Annotated in this window: 22 protein-coding genes; 14 read left to right on the forward strand and 8 right to left on the reverse strand. The window is 40.3% G+C overall.

The window, feature by feature from the left end:
• Positions 1-36: 36 nt before the first annotated feature.
• A complete protein-coding gene (locus C5695_RS06995) occupies positions 37-792 on the forward strand; it encodes an SDR family oxidoreductase (RefSeq protein ID WP_233230813.1) in 756 nt (251 codons plus the stop codon).
• A gap of 13 nt (positions 793-805) precedes the next feature.
• Complete coding sequence (locus C5695_RS07000; RefSeq protein ID WP_117730110.1) at positions 806-1,678, forward strand: NAD(P)-dependent oxidoreductase; 873 nt, start codon at positions 806-808, stop codon at positions 1,676-1,678.
• A 244-nt stretch (positions 1,679-1,922) separates the two neighbouring features.
• Here C5695_RS07000 and C5695_RS07005 read toward each other — a convergent pair whose 3' ends face one another.
• Positions 1,923-2,723 carry a CAP domain-containing protein gene (locus C5695_RS07005; RefSeq protein ID WP_117730111.1) on the reverse strand — a complete coding sequence of 267 codons (801 nt, stop codon included), beginning with the start codon at positions 2,721-2,723 and terminating at the stop codon, positions 1,923-1,925.
• A gap of 336 nt (positions 2,724-3,059) precedes the next feature.
• Between C5695_RS07005 and C5695_RS07010 the strand changes: the two genes are divergently transcribed.
• Positions 3,060-5,186: a peptidoglycan D,D-transpeptidase FtsI family protein gene (locus C5695_RS07010; RefSeq protein WP_117730112.1), complete on the forward strand. Its 2,127-nt coding sequence runs from the start codon at positions 3,060-3,062 to the stop codon at positions 5,184-5,186.
• 155 nt (positions 5,187-5,341) lie between these two features.
• A complete protein-coding gene (locus tag C5695_RS07015) occupies positions 5,342-7,171 on the forward strand; it encodes a PAS domain-containing sensor histidine kinase (protein WP_117730113.1) in 1,830 nt (609 codons plus the stop codon).
• 25 nt (positions 7,172-7,196) lie between these two features.
• Here C5695_RS07015 and C5695_RS07020 read toward each other — a convergent pair whose 3' ends face one another.
• Positions 7,197-8,366: an aminotransferase A gene (locus C5695_RS07020; protein WP_117730114.1), complete on the reverse strand. Its 1,170-nt coding sequence runs from the start codon at positions 8,364-8,366 to the stop codon at positions 7,197-7,199.
• A gap of 291 nt (positions 8,367-8,657) precedes the next feature.
• Here C5695_RS07020 and C5695_RS07025 point away from each other — a divergent pair, with 291 nt between their 5' ends.
• A complete protein-coding gene (locus C5695_RS07025) occupies positions 8,658-9,542 on the forward strand; it encodes a cation diffusion facilitator family transporter (RefSeq protein ID WP_117730115.1) in 885 nt (294 codons plus the stop codon).
• A 61-nt stretch (positions 9,543-9,603) separates the two neighbouring features.
• On the opposite strand, the gene C5695_RS20450 is transcribed toward C5695_RS07025, so the two are convergent.
• A complete protein-coding gene (locus C5695_RS20450; RefSeq protein ID WP_187441791.1) occupies positions 9,604-9,756 on the reverse strand; it encodes a hypothetical protein in 153 nt (50 codons plus the stop codon).
• A gap of 301 nt (positions 9,757-10,057) precedes the next feature.
• On the opposite strand from C5695_RS20450, the gene C5695_RS07030 reads away from it, so the two are divergent.
• The 3 genes from C5695_RS07030 (at position 10,058) to C5695_RS07040 (ending at position 13,014) form a co-directional block, all read left to right on the forward strand.
• Positions 10,058-10,597, forward strand: coding sequence for an RDD family protein (locus tag C5695_RS07030; protein WP_117730116.1), 540 nt, complete (start codon positions 10,058-10,060; stop codon positions 10,595-10,597).
• Positions 10,598-10,721: 124 nt separating this feature from the next.
• Positions 10,722-12,032, forward strand: coding sequence for an MFS transporter (locus C5695_RS07035; protein ID WP_117730117.1), 1,311 nt, complete (start codon positions 10,722-10,724; stop codon positions 12,030-12,032).
• Between the two features lie 73 nt (positions 12,033-12,105).
• Positions 12,106-13,014, forward strand: a complete 909-nt coding sequence (locus C5695_RS07040) for a chemotaxis protein (protein WP_117730118.1) — start codon at positions 12,106-12,108, stop codon at positions 13,012-13,014.
• A gap of 34 nt (positions 13,015-13,048) precedes the next feature.
• Here C5695_RS07040 and C5695_RS07045 read toward each other — a convergent pair whose 3' ends face one another.
• The 5 genes from C5695_RS07045 to C5695_RS07065 all read right to left on the reverse strand — a co-directional run bounded on the left by C5695_RS07045 (position 13,049) and on the right by C5695_RS07065 (position 17,291).
• On the reverse strand, positions 13,049-13,510 hold the full coding sequence (locus C5695_RS07045) for a YkyB family protein (RefSeq protein WP_117730119.1): 462 nt from the start codon (positions 13,508-13,510) through the stop codon (positions 13,049-13,051).
• 562 nt (positions 13,511-14,072) lie between these two features.
• The gene (locus tag C5695_RS07050) at positions 14,073-14,288 is read right to left on the reverse strand and encodes a hypothetical protein (RefSeq protein ID WP_117730120.1); all 216 of its coding nucleotides are present in this window, start codon (positions 14,286-14,288) and stop codon (positions 14,073-14,075) included.
• 141 nt (positions 14,289-14,429) lie between these two features.
• Positions 14,430-15,707 (reverse strand): MFS transporter, encoded by a 1,278-nt coding sequence (locus tag C5695_RS07055; protein ID WP_117730121.1) that lies wholly within the window; start codon positions 15,705-15,707, stop codon positions 14,430-14,432.
• Between the two features lie 73 nt (positions 15,708-15,780).
• Complete coding sequence (locus tag C5695_RS07060; RefSeq protein WP_117730122.1) at positions 15,781-16,278, reverse strand: L,D-transpeptidase family protein; 498 nt, start codon at positions 16,276-16,278, stop codon at positions 15,781-15,783.
• 155 nt (positions 16,279-16,433) lie between these two features.
• Positions 16,434-17,291, reverse strand: coding sequence for a metallophosphoesterase (locus C5695_RS07065; RefSeq protein WP_117730123.1), 858 nt, complete (start codon positions 17,289-17,291; stop codon positions 16,434-16,436).
• A 139-nt stretch (positions 17,292-17,430) separates the two neighbouring features.
• On the opposite strand from C5695_RS07065, the gene fadH reads away from it, so the two are divergent.
• The 6 genes from fadH to abbA all read left to right on the forward strand — a co-directional run bounded on the left by fadH (position 17,431) and on the right by abbA (position 22,062).
• A complete protein-coding gene (fadH, locus tag C5695_RS07070; RefSeq protein WP_117730124.1) occupies positions 17,431-18,195 on the forward strand; it encodes a 2,4-dienoyl-CoA reductase in 765 nt (254 codons plus the stop codon).
• Between the two features lie 64 nt (positions 18,196-18,259).
• A complete protein-coding gene (locus C5695_RS07075) occupies positions 18,260-19,480 on the forward strand; it encodes an EAL domain-containing protein (protein WP_117733037.1) in 1,221 nt (406 codons plus the stop codon).
• A gap of 258 nt (positions 19,481-19,738) precedes the next feature.
• Positions 19,739-20,635: a manganese catalase family protein gene (locus tag C5695_RS07080; protein ID WP_117730125.1), complete on the forward strand. Its 897-nt coding sequence runs from the start codon at positions 19,739-19,741 to the stop codon at positions 20,633-20,635.
• A 184-nt stretch (positions 20,636-20,819) separates the two neighbouring features.
• Entirely contained in the window at positions 20,820-21,062 is a 243-nt protein-coding gene (locus C5695_RS07085) for a YkuJ family protein (RefSeq protein WP_003212254.1), read from the forward strand.
• Between the two features lie 143 nt (positions 21,063-21,205).
• Entirely contained in the window at positions 21,206-21,721 is a 516-nt protein-coding gene (locus tag C5695_RS07090) for a ribonuclease H-like YkuK family protein (RefSeq protein WP_117730126.1), read from the forward strand.
• Positions 21,722-21,870: 149 nt separating this feature from the next.
• A complete protein-coding gene (abbA, locus tag C5695_RS07095) occupies positions 21,871-22,062 on the forward strand; it encodes an antirepressor AbbA (protein ID WP_003210802.1) in 192 nt (63 codons plus the stop codon).
• The last annotated feature ends 97 nt before the right edge of the window (positions 22,063-22,159 follow it).

Genomic DNA, 22,159 nt, shown 5'->3' on the forward strand with positions numbered 1-22,159 from the left:
TGTTGACATGAATGTCAATCTATCTGGAAAAAAGCCTTGGTCGCTGCAAGCAGTCAAGGTATTGGAAAAGCCATTGCCTTTGCCCTAGCAAAAGAGGGAGCAGATGTGATGCTTTCAGGAAGGCATGAACACACGCTGGAAGAAACGGTTAAAGAATTATCGCCGCTTGTAAAAGGGAAGCTGACTTATCAAGTATGTGATGTGTCTGACGAAGAGCAAATCAAGGCGCTGGTTCAAGCGGCAGCTGGTGACGAGAAGTGCCTAGACATTCTTGTGAACAATACAGGTGGGCCTAAAACAGGGACGCTTGAATCCTTAACAGATGAAGACTGGTTGGAATCATTTCAGCTTCATTTACTCAGCTACATTCGATTATTAAAAGAGGCATTGCCTTATTTGAAAAAACACGGCGCACGTGTGTTAAACATTGCGTCTATGTCAGTGAAAGAACCGATCCCGGGCTTGATGCTGTCAAATACATTTAGACCAGCCATTGCCGGCTGGACAAAAACAGTCGCTCAGGAGCTTGCAAAGGATGGTATTTTAATCAATACCTTAGCTCCAGGGAAAATTGAAACAGAGCGCGTCAAACAGCTGGATAAGCACCGCGCACAGGCAGAGAAACAAACGGCTCAAGAAATCAAAGCACAGGCTGAACGTGCGATTCCGCTTGGGCGTTACGGACAGCCAGAGGAATTTGCGACATATGCAGCTTTTCTTTTATCTGAAGCCAATACATATATGACAGGTCAAACACTCATCATTGATGGTGGATTGACAAAGTCTCTTTAAGGAGGAACAAATGATGACACAAATCAAAACAGTTGGTTTTATTGGGATTGGTGTAATGGGTCATAGTATGGCAGGACATTTAATGGATGCCGGATATGAAGTTCTCGTTTATACAAGAACGAAAGAGAAAGCAGATGCACTCATTCAAAAAGGCGCATCATGGAAGCCGGCAGTGAAAGACATTGCAGAACATGCCGATGCTGTTATTACAATGGTAGGTTATCCATCAGATGTAGAAGAAGTTTATTTAGGTGAAGAAGGGCTTGTGGCTCATGCTACTCCTGGTACTTATCTCATTGATATGACCACATCGAAGCCTCAGCTGGCAAAAGAAATTGAAATGAAAGCGAAAGAAAAAGGGTTGTTTGCATTAGATGCACCAGTATCTGGCGGCGATGTAGGAGCAAAAAATGGAACGCTTGCCATTATGATTGGCGGTGAAAAATCAGCGTATGAAGCGTGTCTGCCTCTATTTGAGCAAATGGGCGAAAACATTCAATATCAAGGGCCTGCAGGAAGCGGCCAGCATACCAAAATGTGTAACCAAATTGCGATCGCAGCAGGTATGGTAGGTGTTGCAGAGGCCATGGCTTATGCCGAAAAATCAGGACTTGATCCAGAGCACGTGCTCAAAAGCATTACAACAGGCGCGGCAGGAAGCTGGTCCTTGTCAAACCTTGCACCAAGAATGCTGAAAGGCGATTTTGAGCCAGGGTTCTATGTGAAGCATTTTATCAAGGATATGGGCATTGCACTTGAGGAAGCAGAGCTCATGGGAGAAGAGATGCCAGGGCTCTCACTTGCGAAGTCACTTTATGAGAAGCTGAGTGAACAGGGAGAAGAAAACAGCGGCACACAAAGTATATATAAATTATGGGTGAAATAAAAAAAGCCTGTCCTACTTAGGGACAGGCTTTCAGCGTGTAGACAAACCCTCGCATTCGTTGTCAGTCCTGCGCGCCGGTGCTCACGAATGTCAAATTCGCTCCGCGCCGGTGCTCGTCCTTCCTAGGGCTGCAAAGGTTTTCTATCACGCTGAAAAGAAGACAAAGGGCTAAAATAAACATCATTTTAGCCCTTTGTCAACAATCTAAAGCCTGTCCTATTTAAGGACAGGCTTTTTAAATAACTTATTTTCCGATGAATTGCTGCGTCCAGTAGTTACCAGATTTCACATAACCAACACCGATATGTGTATAGTTTTTGTTTAAGATGTTTGCTCTGTGGCCTTCACTGTTCATCCAAGCAGTTACCACTTCTTGAGGAGATCTTTGACCTTGGGCAATGTTTTCACCTGCTGTTTTGTAAGTGATCCCGAATTGCTTCATTTGATCAAATGGAGATCCGTAAGTTGGGCTTGTATGAGAGAAATAGTTTTTATCTTTCATATCTTGAGATTTTGCACGAGCAGATTTGCTTAGTTTAGAATCAACAGATAGTGCTTTTAATCCTTGCTTTGCACGCTCTTTGTTTGTAAGCTCAACGACTTCTTTTTCAAATGCATTCAAGCTGCTGTCTGCTTTTGTTGCTGCTGTGTCTTTTTGGTCAGCTTTTGTGTTGTTATTGTTGCTTGTGTTTTGTTTTGCTGGTGTACTTGGTTTAGAAGCAGTAGGTTTTTTCACTGATTCTTGTTTTTGTTCATTTTTTGCTTTGTTTACTTCTTTCACCACTTTTGTGCCAGTAACAGGTTGACCGCTTTTGATCAGCTTGTTTAATAGAGCTTCGATCTCTTTTTGATTTGCCTTGCTTAGCTTGTTTACATCTGAAGAGATATGTAATTTTGCAGCTAATGTATGAAGGTCAATGGTTTGATGCTGTACATGTATCACTTGTTTCAGGTTAAGCTCCTTCGCATCAGCCGAATGTCCTCCAGTGAACGTGATGAGTGCAGCAGCTGTTAGCGCTGAAAAAAAGAATGATTTCTTCTTCATATTGTAACTCCTCCTAAAATCTTTGTTTTGTTTTCTCACAGAAAATCATAACATGGACTTTTTGTTATAAACGTACCAGCATCCTCCATTGACAATGCCTGTTTGTCATTTTTGTTAAAGTCACAAAAAAACCCGCCTCATATCAAAGGATAGGGAATTCTTCCATTTAATGAAAACGACATAAACATACCAATATTTTAAAGTGTTAGTATATTTTTTTTTAGAATAGGGATTGACAGCTTTTTTTCACTTGTTTCGCTGTAACAACTATTACGAAAGTGTTACAATAATGAATGATAATTGTAAAAGATTGAAAGAATGAGAGGAGCTACATAAGTGGGAGAGAAACAGCATCAAGGTGGTGCCGAGCAGAAAAAAATCAAGCGCCGGAACGCCTGGAGGATTAATCTCTTTTTCTTCGCTGTCTTTAGTTTATTTGCTGGACTTGTGATCAAGCTTGGTGTGCTGCAAATCGTCAATGGTGAGGATTATAAAAAGCAAGCGAACCGAACAGAGGTCAAAACAGCATCATACCCGTCCCCAAGAGGAAAAATGTATGACGCGCGAGGAAGAGTCGTCGTTGATAATGAAAGTGTGCCTGCCATCGTTTATACATCAGAAAGCGGTGTGAAAGCGAAGGATAAGATTAAGGTAGCGAGAAAACTTGCGACTTATATAAAAATGGATACTGATTTTTTAAGAGAGCGTGACATTCGTGATTTTTGGCTGGCAAGCCATCCGAAAGAAGCGGATAAGCTCATTTCAAAAGCAGAGCAAAAGAATCTTAAAGCAAAGGATGTCTACCCGCTTCAAGTAGAGCGCGTGCCTAAGGAAGAGGTCAAGGCGATCGAAAATGATGCCACCGAAAAAGCAGTTGCAGCGATTTATCGAAGGTTTACAGGCGGATATGCTTTTGAGCCTCAAATCGTGAAAGCAATGGACCCGAACGAAGAGAAAAAAGGGGACGAAAAAGTGGCTTTGCTTGATGAAACAAAAGAATCCAAGCAGACGTCATCGGTGAGCTTGACCTATGAAGAGATTTCACTTGTGTCAGAGCATCTTGATGAACTGCCGGGTGTGAATGTCATCAATGATTGGACAAGAAAATATCCGTATGAAAAAACCCTTTATAATGTACTTGGCGGTGTGACTACACCAGAGCAAGGCATCATAAAAGAGCGTGAAGATTACTATATGGCAAGAGGCTACTCACGTAATGACCGGGTAGGGAAGAGCTATTTAGAATATCAATACGAGGATTTTCTGAACCCGGAGAAAGCGACCGTTCAATATACTCAGGTTGGTGGGAAGCTGCTTGATGAAATCAAGCGGACAGAGGGACGAAGAGGACTTGATCTTGCACTGACATTTGATATGGAGCTGCAAAAGGAAGTCGACAAGATCGTCGAATCAGAGCTTAGATCCGCTAGTGCGAGAAACTATATGATGGACCGCGCATTTGTCGTGATGATGGACCCTCACACTGGGGATGTTCTCGCGATGTCTGGCAAGAAAATGGACGGTAGAGACGTCACTGATTATGCCATTGGAACATTTACGACCCAGTATGAAATGGGCTCTGTTGTCAAAGGAGCCACAGTACTTGGCGGTTATCAGGACGGGATGTCGCACAACCAATCCTATATGGATACACCCCTCTTTTTTGCAGGAAGTGGTGGAAAGGCAAAACAGTCTTACAAAGTTCTTGGCTGGGTCAATGACCTTCAGGCTCTCCAAAAAAGTTCAAACGTCTACATGTTCCAAGTAGCGATGAGAATGGCGGGCATCACCTATCAAAAGGATGGTCCGTTACCTGCAAGACCAGAGCATCTACAAAAAATGAGAAATTACTATGCGCAATTCGGCCTTGGTGTGAAAACAGGGATCGATCTGCCGCAGGAATCAAGCGGGATGCAGACACATCCTAAGACGGTCGGCGGACTTTTGCTCGATGAAGCAATTGGTCAGTATGATACGTATACACCGCTTCAAGTGGCCCAGTACATGTCAACGATCGCCAATGGAGGAAATCGGGTTCAACCAAGAGTGGTGAAAAGCGTTCACCTTCCAACAAAGAAGGATGAAGTAGGCCCAGTCGTGAAAAAATATGAGCCGAAGGTATTGAACACGATTAACAACTCGAAAGCAGATATTGACCGCGTCAAAATGGGACTGAAAATGGTCACATCAACAGGTGGAACTGCTGCTGGCCGTTTTGGTCAGCATGATGTCGCAGGAAAAACAGGCACAGCCCAAACCTTTTACTATGGTGCCAACCGCAGCTGGTGGGGGAATGCCACGTACAATTTAACCTTTGGAGGATATTATCCTTCTTCCAATCCGAAGGTGGCTTTTAGTGTCGTGACGCCTTACGTCTCAGATAAAGATTCTGTCATTAAAACCATTCCAAGTAAAATTATTGATAAGTACGTTGAATTACAAAAGAAATATGAAAAGCAGTAAACAGCAGAGAGCACAGCAAGAGAATGTGCTCTTTTTTGCTGAAAATATGGACGTTTCCCTCGATGACGGAAGGAAAATACGGGTTTTCTAGCGAATCTTTTTTATACATCAATCTAAGGACAACCCTAAAAAATGAAAAGGAGGGTCGGACGACGATGGAACAAAAAATGAAAGATTCGAATCAGCTTTATTCGAATATCGATTTACATGCCGTTCTTTCTTCTAATGGCCGCTTTCTCTACATTTCTTCTAACTGTAAGCAGCTTTTGCTCTATGAACAAAAGGATTTACTAGGGTGTTTTTTGAAAGACTTTGTTCATACCGAAGATCAATTTCTCGTCGAAAGTTATTTCTACAATCAGCACATGCTGGAGATTTGCCACTTTAGACTGATTAGAAGTGATCTGACAGCTGTATGGATTGAAGCTAGTATTGATTTTATCGCTTGTGATGAGTTAGACAGTGATTTAAGTAGAGAAATGATCCTAAAAATGAGGGTGCTGGATGCTGAACCGCAAAAAGCAGCATTTCAAACAACAGCAGAAGTGTCAGAACAGTCGTTAGGCAGTCTGCCGGTTTTCCAACATGTCAGTGAAGCTGAAAAATTGATTGCCATGCTGCCAAATCCGTTATGTATTACGATTTTAGGGGAAATTGTGTATGCGAATGATGCGATGCTGCAATTAATGGGGGTATGTACAAGAGATGACATGATCGGCAAATCTGCATTTGACTTTATCGCAGAGGAGTACCATGACATTGTGAGAAGCCGAATTACGAGGCTGCAAGAAGGTCTCCCAGTCGGGATGATTGAACAGATATGGAAGCGGAAAGATGGGAGCAGTATTCATATCGAAGTGAAGTCATCACCTACAATTTATCAAAATCAGCGTGCAGAGCTTTTGCTGTTAGTAGATATCTCATCCCGTAAGAAATTCCAAACCGTTCTGCAAAAAAGCCGAGAACGGTATCAGCTGCTCATCCAAAACTCCATTGATACGATTGCGGTCATTCACGATCACAAATGGGTGTTTATGAATGAATCAGGCATCAAACTATTTGAAGCCGAGCATTACGATAAATTAATAGGAAAAGATATTTTCCATCAAATCCATTCCTGTGACCAGCCAAAAGTGAAAAAGAGCATATCACGTATTATTGAAAGAGTATCAGATTCTGAGATTGTTACAATGAGCTGTCATACGTTTAAACACAAGCTGATTTATACAGAAATGGTGTGTATCCCAACTACATTTTTTGGAGAAACAGCCGTTCAAATTATTTTAAGAGATATATCCGAACGTAAGCAAACAGAAGAGCTCATGCTTCGCTCTGAAAAATTATCGATCGCAGGACAATTGGCGGCTGGCATTGCACATGAGATCAGGAACCCATTGACCGCCATCAAAGGTTTTTTGCAGCTCATTAAACCGAAAACAAAAGATCGCGATCAATATTTCGACATTGTTTTCTCTGAGCTGAGCCGGATAGAGATTATTTTAAGTGAGCTGCTTATGCTGGCAAAGCCGCAGCAAACGGCATCGATGCAGACACTTGATTTGAAAAAAATCATCAGTGAAGTCACGGCTTTATTAGAAACACAAGCAAACTTAAATGGCATTTTAATGAACACAACTGAGATAGAAGACGGTCTCCTTATGAATGGGGATCAAAATCAGCTCAAGCAGGTGTTTATCAATTTAATTAAAAATGCTGTAGAATCCATGCCGGATGGAGGTAAGGTCGACATTACGGCCAAAGCAGAACGAGATGGGATTCTTGTCACCATTCGTGATGAAGGGATCGGCATTCCTGAATCGGTCATGAAGCGAATAGGAGAGCCCTTTTTAACCACAAAGGAAAAAGGCACCGGCCTTGGTCTCATGGTGACATTTAATATTTTAGAAAATCATAATGGGACAATCCGTGTGGATAGTCATCCTGAAAAGGGTACCGTATTTCACATCATGTTTCCTGCAAAATAAAAACAACGGCAAGAGAGCCGTTGTTTCAGTCAGTTAAATGTATTGTACGTTTTTCAATGACAAATTGTTCTAGGCGGTCAAGTCCTTCTTTTAGTGTTTCGAGTGAATAAGCATAGGACAGACGCACATACCCCTCGCCAAGTGGAGAGAAAGCAGAACCCGGAACGACAGCAAGTCTTGTACGTTCTAACAGCTCCATGCAAAAATCAAAGGAACTCATCCCGAACGATTCAATGGAAGGGAAAATATAAAAAGCGCCAGAAGGTTTAATGACCGGAAGCCCCATAGAAATGAGCCGATCATATACATAATCGAGTCTCTTCTTATATTGCTCTCTCATAATCAGTGCATCATCCACACCATTTGTCACAGCTTCAAGTGCCGCCTTTTGTGACACAGCCGAGGCACAAGACACGTTATATTGATGTACTTTTAATACATGTTTAGCAATTGGAGCTGAAGCAAATAAAAAGCCAATTCTCCAACCGGTCATGCTATGAGATTTAGACAGTCCGTTGATCACAATGGTCTGTTCTTTTAAGAAAGAAGCAATGGAATGATGCGGCCGATCAAATGTCAGCTCGCTGTAAATTTCGTCAGATAAAATAAAGATGTCTTTTCCTTCAAGAAGCTGAGCAATCTCTTTCAATTCTTCCTCTGAAAGTGTGACACCAGTTGGATTCGAAGGATAAGGAAGCACCACACACTTTGTCTTTTCCGTTAATGCATCCTCAATCAGCTTGGCATTTAATTTAAAGCCAGCATTCGTTGTATCAATATGAACGGGAGTCCCGCCGCACATTCGAATGATCGGTTCATAGCCGGGGTATACAGGTCCAGGTAAAATGACCTCGTCACCTTCAGTCAAAATGGTTCGAAACGCAGCATCAATCGCCTGACTTGCTCCTGTCGTGACGATGATTTCTGACTCTGCATCATAATCAAGATTGACTTTCTTCTTGATGTATTGCTTTATTGCTTGTCTTAGCTCTAGGAAACCAGCATTATGAGTGTACGAAGTGAAATTCTCGTCAATGGCTGCTTTGGCGGCTGTTTTGACATGATGCGGCGTATAAAAATCGGGCTGGCCTATCGTCAATGAAACGACATCCTCATATGACGATACGAGATTTGAAAATGTTCGAATGCCTGAAATTTCAATATCCTTTACTCTTGGATTCAGCAAATGCTCCATTTCTCATCACCTTAAAAATTTATGTTTTTATCCTATTTTACCATTCACTGCATAAATGTCACCTGCGAAAGGCATTGGATATCATTATATGTAGTCTATTCTCCTATTCATCACAGCATGAGTGATATATTGAAGAAAGAGCAACATTTATTATAGCGTAACCTTACGAGAAAATACAGGCTGCGTTGAACATGATTAGAAAACGTCAAAACTGCGTAAACTGAAAGAACGTGAGAATTAGGTATGGGAATTGCTTTCATAGACATACGATCTCCTATAGGAGGACGATAGATGGAACAATCAGCAAAGACATCGAAAATAGCATTTCTATCCGTCATGAGCAACACATTTGTTGTCATTTTAAAAATCATTGTGGGGCTGTTAACTGGATCTGTTGCGGTGTTATCAGAAGCCATTCATTCCTTTCTCGATTTAATGGCATCTTTTATTGCATTTATCTCTGTTCGTATTTCAAGAAAGCCAGCAGATTCTAAGCATCCTTATGGGCATGGAAAAGTCGAGAATATTTCTGGAACGATTGAGACGCTGTTGATTTTTGTTGCTGGCATTTGGATCATATACGAATGCGTTCACAAATTAATGCATCCAGAGCCAGTCAAGCTACCTGTACTTGGTATTGTGGTGATGCTGATAGGCGCGCTCATCAATTTTGTCGTGTCGAGGGCTGTGAACAAAGAGGCGGAAAGGGTCCATTCTGTCGCCATGAAATCGAATGCGCTGCACCTGTTAACAGATGTGTATACGTCATTAGGGGTGGCAGTCAGTTTATTGCTTGTCGCATTAACTGACTGGTATTTCCTAGATCCGATCATTGGAATGATACTTGCTCTTTTTATTATGCGTGAAGCATTTAAACTCATGAAAGAAGCCTTTCCGCCGCTTGTAGATGCCCGGCTCACACCTAGCGAAGAACAATCGATAGAAGCGATCATTCAAGGATTCAGCCAAGAGTTCATCGAATATCATGATTTTCGAACAAGGCGATCTGGTGCAGAGGAATATATTGATTTCCATTTGATTGTAGATGGAAAAACAACGATTGAAGATGTTCATCAATTATGTGATCGAATTGAAGAAAAGATCCAGCAAGAATTTCCTCATGGACAAATCTTTATTCATGTAGAACCTGAAAGTGAAAGAAGCACGCAAACGTAAAAAAGGCGATCAACCCATTAGGGTGTATCGCCTTTTTTTACGCTTCATCTATGAAATGAAATCAATATCCATAAGCAGTATCGTAATCTTCATACCAAGACATATACGCTTCGTCATTATCTGACAAACCATGCTTCATGTCTAAAAAATCAGCTTCGCAAATATCTTCAATTACAGTCATTTCGTTGTTCTTTAATAGTACGACAGTTCCCATCATGAACACCTTTCTTTAAAAAATCCTTGACTATTGTACCATGTGAAGAGCGGTTGTCAACAGCAGAATGGAAACAAGACGAAAATATCACAAAATGTTAAAAAATCAGAAGGTAAAAGGACTAGAAGTGCCATGATTTTCACAAATTTTCAGTATTTATTCACATAAATCATTGAGGACAAACTGATCTAAAATATATGTAAAAGTGTAAAGCTCCATTGATCTTGCGATATTCATAAGATATAATAACGAATGATTATAAGAAATTTATAGAAAACATACATAATAAAGGAGAAATAGGATGGAAACAAACATAACAGAACCACACATTCAAGAAAAGAAGCATCCTGAGATAGCAGGCGTAGGCTATCGTTTTCTTGCACATCTTTTGGACGGTATCATCATCGGTGTACCATATTCTTTTATTATGTTTATTTTGGCAACAGTCTTTTTTGTCTCAAGTCCAGAGGCAGCATGGATGATGGATGAAGACAGCTATTACTATTCCACAACCGTTATGACAGATGAAGAATGGGCAGTTATTATGGGACTTATTTTCTTCTATATAGGAGCGATCTTGATCGGTATCGTGGTGACATGGCTTTATTACGCCATTATGGAATCATCTAAGCTGCAAGGAACACTTGGCAAGATGGCTCTTGGGATTAAAGTAACAAAAGTATCGGGCGAAAAAGTCACGTTCGGCCGTGCAACTGGCCGCTTTTTTGCTAAAGGCTTTTTGTCTCCGATCTTGTATATTGGTTACATCATTGCCTTTTTCACAGAAAAAAAACAAGCACTTCACGATTTAATTGCAAGTACCATTGTTGTGAAGAAATAACGAAAAAAGCACCTCTGCTTAATAGTAAGGGGTGCTTTTTTCATAGATTGCTTGTATGGAAGAGGGAAGCATGACATAAAATAGAAAGATAGTGAAAATTCAGACAGGGAAGGGAGACAAACGATTGAGAACAGGAAAAAAGACCATGCAGAAAAAAAGGGCAGGCTTCGGACTGTTTTTGACAGCGCCCGTTTTGGCTTGGGCATTGTATGATTTTGCAAATACGATATTTTCATCTAATATGATCACCATTTTCTTTCCGTTTTACTTGCAGGAAACGATCGGAGATAGTGCGAGAATGGATCAGATCGCCAGTACCTTTATTTCTTATGCAAACGCACTTGCCAGCTTTTTTCTTGTGATTTTTACACCATTATACGGAGTGCTAATTGATCGTACAGGAAGAAAAAAGCGCTACATCACAATATTTACGCTAATTTGTATAGCCTGTACGTTTTTGATGGGAATTTTTGCTGGCATTGATTTCTCGAGCGAATGGTTTGGGCTGCCTGTCTCTTTATTAGTCGTAGTCTCCTTGTTTGTCATAGCAAAATTTTTCTATCACTCGAGTTTGGTGTTTTATGACACCATTTTGCCTGATCTTGGGACAAAGGATGAAATGCCACTGATTTCTGGCTTTGGCATTGCCGTTGGATATTTAGGGACACTTGTTGGTCTCTCTGTTTATTTACTAGTTGGCAATGACCAATTTCATGAAGCATTTATTCCGACAGCACTTTTATTCTTTCTCTTTTTCCTTCCCTTTCTCTTTTTTGTAAAAGATACTCATCCGCTCCCGCAGCAAGAGAGAAAGGTGTCATTTTTCAGCGGGTATAAAGAAATTATTCGCACGTTTAAAGAGATGAAGCAATACAAGCCAGCTTTTATCTTTATGATTGCTTTCTTTTTTATGAATGATGCTTTACAGACAGCGATTGCGATGATGGCTGTTTATGCGAAAATCATCGTTGGTTTTACCGCTGGGCAATTTATTTTGCTCTATCTTGTGTCGACCATTTCAAGTATTATCGGTTCTTTTCTATTTGGATATATCACAAAGGCGATTGGGGCAAAGCGTTCGATTACGGTCGTGTATGTGATTTTAATTGTTGCTCTTATTCTCGCTGTGACAGCCACAACGGAATGGGTCTTCTGGGTGGCCGGCAGTTTATTCGGCATTTCACTCGGTGCAAGCTGGGGATCATCACGAATACTCATTATTGAGCTGACGCCTAAGGAAAAACGAGGACAATTTTTTGGTCTGTTTGCATTCTCAGGAAAGGTGTCTTCCATTATTGGCCCCATCATTTATGGCTCAGTCACACTGCTGTTTGCAGAGCATGGAAATCTCGCAAGCCGCCTTGCACTAGGGTCTTTACTCGCCCTTGCAGCGGTAGGACTTGTGATTCATCAATTCGTACGAGAGAAAGCGTAAAGAAACGTCAACTTTTTACCCATACTGCCGATATAAAAAGTACAATCTTATATTGAAGAATAGAGGGATCTCCGTGGCTTTAAACAAACAAGACATTTTACTTGACTCTGGTACCAACGAATTGGAAATTGTGAAGTTTGAAATTGGTTCAAATCAATTTGGCATTAATGTCATGAAAGTAAGAGAAATCATTCAGCCGGTTGAGCTGACGGTTGTACCGCACTCTCACCAAGATGTAGAAGGGATGATTAGCTTACGAGGCGAGATTTTACCAGTCATCAATCTATTTTCCTTTTTTAATGTCGAGTCAGATCAGTCAGAACAAGAGAAATATATTGTGACGGAATTCAACCAACGGAAATTTGTGTTCCATACAGGAACGGTATCACAAATTCACCGCGTCAGTTGGGAAGAGATTGAAAAGCCAACCGCACTCAATCAAGGAATGGATCGTCATTTAACAGGGATCATTAAGCTTGATGAGAAAATGATTTTCCTTCCAGATTACGAGAAAATCATTTATGATATTGAATCCGCTTCTGGAGTAGATACGTATCACATGTTTGACGGGGAAAAAGACGAGAGAAGAACAGGGAAGAAGCTGTATGTCGTTGAAGATTCTCCGCTTCTCATGCGTTTACTAACAAATGAATTAACCGAAGCAGGCTATAAAAACATTGTGACCTTTGAAGACGGGAAACAGGCATATGACCACGTCATGGATCTTGTCAGCAAAGGGATCACTGTGACAGAAGAAATTGACATGATTATCACGGATATTGAAATGCCAAAAATGGATGGTCACAGATTAACAAAACTGCTGAAGGACAATCCTTTAACAAGTTCCATTCCAATTCTCATTTTCTCTTCGCTAATCACTGAAGATTTGCGGCATAAAGGGGAAACCATCGGTGCAGATGATCAAATTAGTAAACCAGAAATTCATCAACTAATTGAAAAAGTCGATCACTTTATTATCTAAACAAAAAACCACTCGGCATGAGTGGTTTTTTGTTTTAAAAATAACTTTCCCCGAGTCGTTTGAAGACGGGTTTTGTGTAATGTGATTTTTGTTTTGTGGCGGCAGGTTTTTCTTTTAAACCGACATACATTTGAAGTATTTGCTTTGCTCGGTTTAATGACATATTCGCTTTCGGATTGCGATATGATTGATTTAAATTTCCTAAGTGTGGCAAAAATTCGAAGTCTTCTTTGGTTGGTGGCAGGTGAAAATAATAATCTCCAATTTCAATCAGCACGTCGGACTGTTGTTGACTATATTTAGGATTGTTAGAGAAATGTAGGCCCACTTTTCTTCCTTTACCTTCTTGCAATAGTTTTTGCAGCGCACGTTTTTTCAAAAGATAAAGAAACTTGGGATTTGGTGCGGTTTTAGCATGGCGGTTAACAGTATAAATGGCTTTTGCGATGTTTTCTGCTGTAGGTTCTATGTCTTTAGTATGAGCATAATCGTCCATTTTTTCTCTCCTTTGTCTTTCGTCTTCCTGTGCTTAGTATAAATTATACGTTTTTATCGGTAAATTGCAAATAGACTTATTGTAAAAAGCAATAGGATTTCTATTGTTCTTATTTACAATAGCCATTCATAATGGTTTTAAAACGTGATTGTATATAAAAATGGCAGAATAGTGAGCAAAGGCACCAGTATGTATCCATCATCATTTTTCATCTATTTGTTTCAGTTGGAAAGAATACGGCGTTTTTCATTTTCTATATGCTAAAGGTGTCGTATTTTATATCACTTGCTCTTATCCAATGGACAAGCTTGCATTTTATACATGGGATTCTTGGCATGATGATAGCCGAAAAAATGAAAAGGAGGAGCGTGAAAATAGGAAGACGTTTATTGCAGGAGGGGTAGAAGAATTGACTAGATGAAATATATACTAAGTGAATTAATAGTTCTTGATAACTACCTATTTAAATAAAAGGGTAGCTTCTCAATGTGTATTCATTTTGCGACTGAAATCTTACCATATGCTAGACAACATGGTCGAACATATGGCTTAACGTCATGGTCTATTTCTTATAACTAGAATAAGCGCAATAAAAACAACCATTAAAGTCAGTTTCATTCGTCATTTGTTTGGCTTCAGTAATGGCACTCTCGCCAGTCATATGCAGACCAATCAAAGTACGGCTTGCAGCATCACCTAAAAATGCACAATCTTCTGTATGTACAACATACTGTCCTTTTTCATCTTTTGAATGAATAAAATAATAACTTTTTAGCATATCCCTCACCTCCAACCTGACTATCCTACTATAAAACTTCCAAAGGTGTAAAGAAATTTTATAAAAATTGTTGCAAATTTATGCATAGTTCTGTTTTAAAAAAAAGGACCTTCTTTGAAAGAAAGTCCTTTTTCTGTTCAATTATTGAGCTCCCTGGCCTTTTAGTTCACGCTGCACGTCTAAGTCGGCAGCCTCTCTGCTGAACTTTGGCAGTGTAATGAAGTAAAAAAGGAAGACGAGTAAAATAATAATGCCCATTCCATAATAAATATAAGAAACATTTGTAATGAGTTTTGGAAATAGCACTGCAATCAAACCTAATGTCATGGATTGGGCAAACATGGTGAGCGGATCAACCCATCCTGACACACGTCCCATCAGACGAGGATGGACGATTCTTGGCAGCCAGCCGCCAATGACAATGTTGACTGGGCCAATACATGTACCAATGACAAAAGATGTGACATAAAATAACCATAGTGTATGGGTAGACCCAAGGACAAAAATAAGAATGCCTGCAACTAAAATTGGAATCGACATGAGATATTGCATTTTTACTTTTTTAGCGAGAACAGAACCCATTAAGCTTCCAACAAGAAGCCCTGCACCAATCGCGATCGTAAAAAAGGATGTATGCAGTTCAAAATGGTCTGGTGAAAGCCCATATTTCATTGTAAACATCGGAAGTACGGCAAATGCGCCATTGACTAGACCAAAAACAAAGAACCCGAAAATTAAAGAAGCCAATAATTTATTTTTTAAAATGTAAAGAATACCTTCCTTAAAATCTTTCAGAGACGTTTTAACGGTCATACCTTTCCAACCTGCTTGTCCATTTGGCTGACGTGCTTCAATTGGAATGTTACATGAACGAATCAGGATGCCGGAAACAATAAAACTAACCAAATCAATGGTAATGGCACCGTGAAGTCCAATCGTTTTATACATGATCGCACCAATTCCAACACCAAACACCATAAATAAACTAAATAGCATTTGGTTTAAGCCAGCCGCTTTTGCATATTGATCTTTATTTAAAATCGCCTGAACGAGCGATGCTTCAGCTGGATAGAAGAACTTCGTAATGGCACTTCGTATAAACAAGATCAAGAAAATCAGTGGAAGTGAATTAAAATAAATAACAATGAATAAAACAATCGTCAGCCCAGCTCGTATCCAATCGCAATTCTCTGCGACTTTTTTACGATCAAAACGGTCTGCTACTACACCGACCATAAAAAAGACAAAGATCGTTGGAAGTGAATACATGAGCTCTGCCAATGTGGCGTAGGCGGGCTGATGACTAAAATGGTCGAGCAGATAAAAGGCAAACGCCATATTGCCTACTGTTGTCCCCATTTGCGAGGCAAGTGCTGCAAAAAAGAGACGAACAAAATTTCTGTTTTTAAAAATATCCATAAATACGCTCCTTAACCTGAAGATCCCACTTTATATCATATAAAATTTTAACCATTCATACAATTGATTTCTCCTACTGGCTAATGGTCACAGGTGTTCCGTTTGGAACGAGGGAAGCAAGTTCGATGACATCCTGATTATACATACGAATGCATCCTCTAGAAACAGCTTTACCAATTGAAGACGGGTTATTCGTACCGTGGATGCCGTAATGAATTTTTGAGAGGCTGAGCCAATAGGCACCAAAGGGACCTCCTGGGTTAGGCTGCCTGTTGACAATATAATAAGAACCTGTTGGTGTCATATTTAAAATTTTTCCTGTCGCAATCGGATACGATCGAATAAGCTGTGATCCAGAAAACAAAACGAGACGTTTGCTTGAAATTGAAACAGAGATGCGGTAAGGGATCGTATGAGGATCGGGCAGACCAGGAATGATAATGACTTCATTTTGTACCGGCTCTTGACCTTGAAGTGACGGATTTGCAGCCTTTAAGGCATCTGTTGTTGTTCGGAAATCAAGCGCTATAGAAGCAAGAGTTTCTCCACTTTTCACCGTATATCGTAGCACCAAAGGACACTCCTTTTGTTCAAATAAAAGAGCCTTGATGCCGTCACGAGATATACTATTTGGACGGAACCAGGCTAAGGAAGGTTTCTCCTAACATTTGTCAAGAGAAAGACCGATGATTATACATATGCAAAAGAGAGCGGTTTGGCTTCTATCTATATGTGAGAGGTGAAGGTGAAAAAGGTGATTTCAGGTTTTGCTAAAAACCGAAGCGGCAGTCTTGTTGTCCCCAGCCCGCGGTTCACATAGATTCGATGCTGATCACTCCCGTATAAACCTTCTACATATGTATGGCCGTAAGGTGCTGTGAGAATGGGTCCATAGAATGGAAGCTGTACCTGCCCGCCATGGGTGTGTCCGGAAAGCTGCAAGTTAATAGGAGTTGTTTTCAGCTCCAGTGCAGCATCAGGTTCATGTACGAGCAGTAACGTAAATAAATCAGAGGATACCTCTCGCTTGATGAGGTCATAATCGGGCAAACTCATCATCAGGTCATCCAATGTAGCAATCTGAATATGAGCGCCTTCTTTTTCTAATTGAAACACATCATTTTTACATAATGTAAAGCCACAAGCGTTCATTGTTTTCTCGTACCTCTCAACCCCGAATGGTCCGTAGTCATGATTTCCGTATATTGCGAGCTTACCAAACGGTGCATGAAGCTTATTCAAAAATGTTTTGGCCTTTTCATGCTCTTCGATTGATGCTTGAAAATCAACGAGATCACCTGTGAAAACAATGAGGTCTGGAGATTCTGCGTTTATTTTTTGAACGACAGCTTCTAGATCCTTCGCAGGAAATGTATCACTTAAATGAACATCACTAAATTGAGCGATTTTAAACTGGTCAAATGAAGCTGGAAGCTGAGCATCTTCAATGGTCATTGACACAGTATCAATCATACGAGGTTCGATGTATCTGGCATATCCGTATCCACAGGTTGTAGCTAAAAAGCCGAGAATACTCACGCCAGCCGCACCTTTTAAAAATTGTCTGCGTGAAAGTTGCTTCATATAAAGGCTCCTTTATAAATAAAATTAATTATAGCATCATATTTCATGAATCTCCCATATGGTGCGCCGGGGGTCAATCATGATATGATAGAAAAATAATGAATGAATAGTCATTCAAAACCACAAAGGGGGAGAACAAATGACGAAACAAACAGTGATTGTCACAGGGGGATCAAGCGGAATGGGAAAGGAGATGGCTACCCATTTGGCACTTGGAGGCTGGAATGTCGTAATAACTGGAAGAACGGAAGAAACGTTAGAAAAGACGGCAAATGAAATAAAGCAGAAGGGCGGCTCAGCTGCTTATTTTCAAATGGATGTGCGAAACCCGGAGGACGCCGATCAAATGGTCAAATTTGCGGTAGATACATTTGGAGATGTCGACGCTCTTATTAACAATGCTGCAGGGAATTTTTTGGTTCAAGCAGAAAAACTGTCTCCAAATGGCTGGAAGGCTGTCATTGATATTGTGTTAAATGGGACATTTTTTTGCAGTCATGCGGTAGGCAATTACTGGATTCGTCAAAAGAAAAGGGGAAGTATGATCAATATGGTGGCGACCTATGCATGGGGTGCCGGTGTAGGGGTGGCTCATTCTGCGGCAGCAAAGGCGGGCGTATTGTCCTTGACTCGAACGCTTGCAGTCGAATGGGGAAGGCAATATCGCATTCGCGTCAATGCCATCGCGCCAGGACCCATCGAGAGAACAGGCGGTGCCGACAAACTATGGGAATCGGAAGAGGCGGCGCAAAGAACATTAGATAGTGTCCCGCTTGGCAGACTAGGCACACCGGAGGAAATTGCAGAGCTTGCGAGCTTTTTATTATCTGAGCAAGCGTCTTATATAAATGGGGATTGTATTACGATGGATGGAGGTCAATGGCTCAACCAATCACCATTTTGAATCGCGATTTAAGACCTGCTTTTGATGTGGTATAATCACACAAAGAGAGAAGCAGGTGATGAAATTGGTCGATCCATTGGATATTTTAACGAATATTGAAGATGTTTTCCCGCACTATCAAGCCATATTCAGTGCGGAAGAGCAAAAAGTGATAGGCTATGAGATTCTAGGAAGAATGAAGCTTGAGTCTGAAACGGTTAGCCTAGGCTCCTTCTTTACGGATTCATCTATTCCTGACGAATATAAACTGGAAGTAGATCACAAAGTACTGACGCAAGCACTTGATCTTTTCACAACAGCCGATGATGATTTGCTCATTTTTATTAACCTTGATGCTAATATCCTGATGCTTGATCATGGTGAAAGCTTTTTAGAACTTCTAAAGGAATATGAAGCAAAGGGCATTCAGCTTAACCGGTTTGTTATCGAATTTACAGAGCATACGTTTAGCGGCGACATAGAACAGCTTTACCATACGTTAACGTATTATCGTACATATGGTATTAAAATCGCCGTATCGAATATAGGAAAGGAAAGCAGTAATCTTGACCGGATTGCCTTGCTTTCACCTGATCTATTAAAAATAGATTTACATGCATTAAGGGCATCCGCTCCATCTCCTTCCTATGAATATGTCTTGTACAGCATTTCATTGCTTGCGAGAAAAATAGGAGCGGCCCTAATTTATGAGGACATTGAAGCAAATTTCCAGCTGCAGTATGCATGGAGAAATGGCGGCAGATATTTTCAAGGGTTCTATCTTCATGAGCCTGCTGCAGAATTAATTGACCGAAATAAACGAAAAGATCAGCTTAGAGTAGAGTTTCAGCAATTTATTGCCCATGAGAAAAAGAAACTTCAAGCTGTCTACGAACATTCTGAAACATTTTATAAACGAATTCACCAAGCTGTGACGAATTTAAAAAAATCATGCAGCACCAATGATGAATTGATACAAAAACTGGCACTTGAACTAACCGATTGTAGCTTTCGGATTTATATGTGTAATGAAGAAGGCTTTCAAATCACTGGAAATGTGTTTAAAAAAGAAAAAGAATGGCTGTTTCAGCCCGAATATATCGAGAAAAACTGGAGCTGGCGCCCTTATTTCCTAGCGAATATTCTCCAAATGAGAATTAGCGGCAAAGGATTTTTCAGTGATATTTACAGTGATTTAGAAACCGGTGAGCGGATACGTACGTTTTCTTATCCGTTAGAGGGAGACATGTATTTGTTTATAGATCTTCCGTATGCTTATTTATATGAGCAAGATGGATTAATCTAAAAGCAGCCGTCAAGGCTGTTTTTTTATTAAAAAAAAGATAAAAAAACGGTTGACATTGAAACTGATAATCATTATCATTTAGTTATAGAGAGAAGCTACTCTCTGTTCCCCAACCCCTCTATCAGATCAAGATCCAAAAAACTTGGCGCTACCCCGCCAAGTTTTTTTTGTGCTTTTCGACTTCTCCTTATGCATAGGACATCCCGAATCCTCCATACATCTTAAAGGATGATAGTTAGACGGTAGGAGGGAAACGTCATGATCAAACGTGACAAACGGCTGCTGATTGATTTGCCAAGACCAGATCACCCGGATGCAAATGGCGCCGCTGCTGTGCAGGAATTACTCGGCGGAAAATTCGGTGAAATGTCCACATTAAATAACTACATGTTTCAATCCTTTAACTTTAGAGGAAAACGAAAACTAAAACCGTTTTATGACCTCGTTTCGAGTATTACGGCTGAAGAATTCGGTCATGTAGAACTAGTGACAACAGCTGTAAATCTCATGATTACAGGAACCACCCATGGCGGAGATCCAGATACGACGCCGATGAAAGCGGCTGTCGATAAACGAAATACACAGCATTTTATTCAAACAGCTCAAACAGGCTATCCGTTTGATTCCATGGCAAAACCTTGGACTGGAGAAAATGTGTTCTCAAGTGGGAACCTGATTCTTGATCTTCTTCATAATTTCTTCCTTGAATGCGGAGCTCGTACGCACAAAATGCGCGTATATGAAATGACAGATCATCCTACAGCAAGAGAGATGATCGGTTATTTACTCGTCAGAGGCGGAGTGCATGTTGTGGCATATGCAAAGGCACTTGAGATCGCCACAGGAGTAGATGTAGGAAAGATGCTGCCGATCCCAAACCTTGACAACAAATACTTTGATTCAGCGAGAAAATTTGAAGATCAAAATGTTCATACAAAGCTGTATACATTTAGTGATACGGATTACAAGGACATTAACATGATTTGGAAAGGCAGTCATCCGATTGATGGAAAACCGCTGACAGTCATTGAGGGTACGCCTCAAGGTGCACCTGTGCCAGATTATAGAGAATTACCGGAAGAGTTTGCCCCAGGCATTTCCAAAGAGGATTTTGACGAAATTGCCAAACGGCTGATGAGATCTGCTGGCTTATAAAAAACATGGTGCATGAGATCAGAAAAAAGACTCAAACTAAAAAAACAGATTCTTTTTCTTTTTTTGAATTCAAGAGGAAAAATATCATCTGAGAACACTTTATGGTATGATGCTTTGTAGGACTTGTGTATAATCAATACGGGTTCATCTTGAGTTGTTTTTTTGAAAGGAGTCTTTTTTTAGAATGTCACAATTAATGGGTATCATTACAAGGCTGCAAAGTCTTCAAGAGACAGCAGAAGCTGCAAACGAACCGGCACAGCGTTATTTCGAAGTGAACGGTGAAAAAATCTGTAGTGTTAAGTATTTCGAAAAGAATCAAACGTTTGAATTGACTGTTTTTCAACAAGGGGATAAGCCAAACACTTTCCCATTTGACAACATTGATATGATTTCGATTGAGATTTTTGAGCTTCTACAATCCTAAGCTGAATCGTATGAAATGTTTTTTCTAAGGAATCCTTCGTTTATTTGCGGTAGTATACATGTGTCATTTTTGGCACTGTAATGGAAGATGATCAATCAAGCGCATATTTCGGATAAGAGATCATTAAAAAGGAGTTCCTTTCTGTGAGTGATTCTTTTTTCTACAATCTTTCTGAAGATCATTTAGCGTTTTCTGATGTCGTCATGAGAATGAAAGATTTTATTCGAAAAGACCCTAGATCCGCTTACGTGCTATCAATTGGTACGGACTCTCAGGTCAATCAAAATGTCACGAAATTTATGACTGCAATTCATCTCCACCGGACTGGCAAAGGGGCTTGGGGCTGTCTCACACGACAAGTGATTGAGAGGCCTGTGCAAAGTCTTAGAGAAAAAATTTCATTAGAGACAGCGTTTAGCCAAAAGGTATGTGCAGACATCCTTGAGGGGCCTTTAACAGAACTGATGGATTTGCTTCTTCCGTTTGCTGAGGAAGGGGCAGACCTTCGTTTTGAAGCCCATCTAGATATTGGCAAAAAAGGAAGTACGAAAGAGCTGATCCAGGAAATGACCGGAATGATCACAGCTATGGGAATTGAAGCAAAAATCAAACCCGACTCATATGCAGCATTTTGCTACGCCAATCGATACACAAAATAAATTCCGTCATTTTTCTCCAAACCTTGTCGAAACGTGCGGTTGACGATTCGATTCTAGTTCCTTATTCTAGCTGTATAGAGAGGAAGCAGACATTCAAAAGCCTGCTAATCAATATAAAAGCATATATGAAACAGGGGGCCTGATGTTGGATGAGCGTCATCGAAAATCGTTTTAATGAAGAAGAGAAAAAGCTATTATTAAACGTATTGCTGAATCAGGAATATGCTGTCGAATTACTAAGCAGTGAGATCAATGATATAGAATGTGGAACAAAAAATGTCGACGACAATACGTATAAGCAATTGATTACATTGTATGACAGAGTAAGGTTTGAGAATTAATATTGATTTAACATTCTATTAGATACTCGGAAGCTGAGTATCTTTTTTATGCAGAAAAAATCTTTCGACAAATTTCGTTTTAGTTTATGCTTAATAG

Source organism: Bacillus pumilus (assembly GCF_003431975.1).
In the GTDB taxonomy this organism is placed as follows: domain Bacteria; phylum Bacillota; class Bacilli; order Bacillales; family Bacillaceae; genus Bacillus; species Bacillus pumilus_N.

What these genes read in the sequence shown, in the direction of transcription:
- C5695_RS07000 (WP_117730110.1), top strand. Translation starts at nt 806, where the DNA reads ATGACACAAATCAAAACAGTTGGTTTTATTGGGATTGGTGTAATGGGT.
- C5695_RS07005 (WP_117730111.1), bottom strand. Translation starts at nt 2,723, where the DNA reads ATGAAGAAGAAATCATTCTTTTTTTCAGCGCTAACAGCTGCTGCACTC.
- C5695_RS07015 (WP_117730113.1), top strand. Translation starts at nt 5,342, where the DNA reads ATGGAACAAAAAATGAAAGATTCGAATCAGCTTTATTCGAATATCGAT.
- C5695_RS07020 (WP_117730114.1), bottom strand. Translation starts at nt 8,366, where the DNA reads ATGGAGCATTTGCTGAATCCAAGAGTAAAGGATATTGAAATTTCAGGC.
- C5695_RS07025 (WP_117730115.1), top strand. Translation starts at nt 8,658, where the DNA reads ATGGAACAATCAGCAAAGACATCGAAAATAGCATTTCTATCCGTCATG.
- C5695_RS20450 (WP_187441791.1), bottom strand. Translation starts at nt 9,756, where the DNA reads ATGGGAACTGTCGTACTATTAAAGAACAACGAAATGACTGTAATTGAA.
- C5695_RS07030 (WP_117730116.1), top strand. Translation starts at nt 10,058, where the DNA reads ATGGAAACAAACATAACAGAACCACACATTCAAGAAAAGAAGCATCCT.
- C5695_RS07045 (WP_117730119.1), bottom strand. Translation starts at nt 13,510, where the DNA reads ATGGACGATTATGCTCATACTAAAGACATAGAACCTACAGCAGAAAAC.
- C5695_RS07050 (WP_117730120.1), bottom strand. Translation starts at nt 14,288, where the DNA reads ATGCTAAAAAGTTATTATTTTATTCATTCAAAAGATGAAAAAGGACAG.
- C5695_RS07055 (WP_117730121.1), bottom strand. Translation starts at nt 15,707, where the DNA reads ATGGATATTTTTAAAAACAGAAATTTTGTTCGTCTCTTTTTTGCAGCA.
- C5695_RS07065 (WP_117730123.1), bottom strand. Translation starts at nt 17,291, where the DNA reads ATGAAGCAACTTTCACGCAGACAATTTTTAAAAGGTGCGGCTGGCGTG.
- fadH (WP_117730124.1), top strand. Translation starts at nt 17,431, where the DNA reads ATGACGAAACAAACAGTGATTGTCACAGGGGGATCAAGCGGAATGGGA.
- C5695_RS07080 (WP_117730125.1), top strand. Translation starts at nt 19,739, where the DNA reads ATGATCAAACGTGACAAACGGCTGCTGATTGATTTGCCAAGACCAGAT.
- C5695_RS07085 (WP_003212254.1), top strand. Translation starts at nt 20,820, where the DNA reads ATGTCACAATTAATGGGTATCATTACAAGGCTGCAAAGTCTTCAAGAG.
- abbA (WP_003210802.1), top strand. Translation starts at nt 21,871, where the DNA reads ATGAGCGTCATCGAAAATCGTTTTAATGAAGAAGAGAAAAAGCTATTA.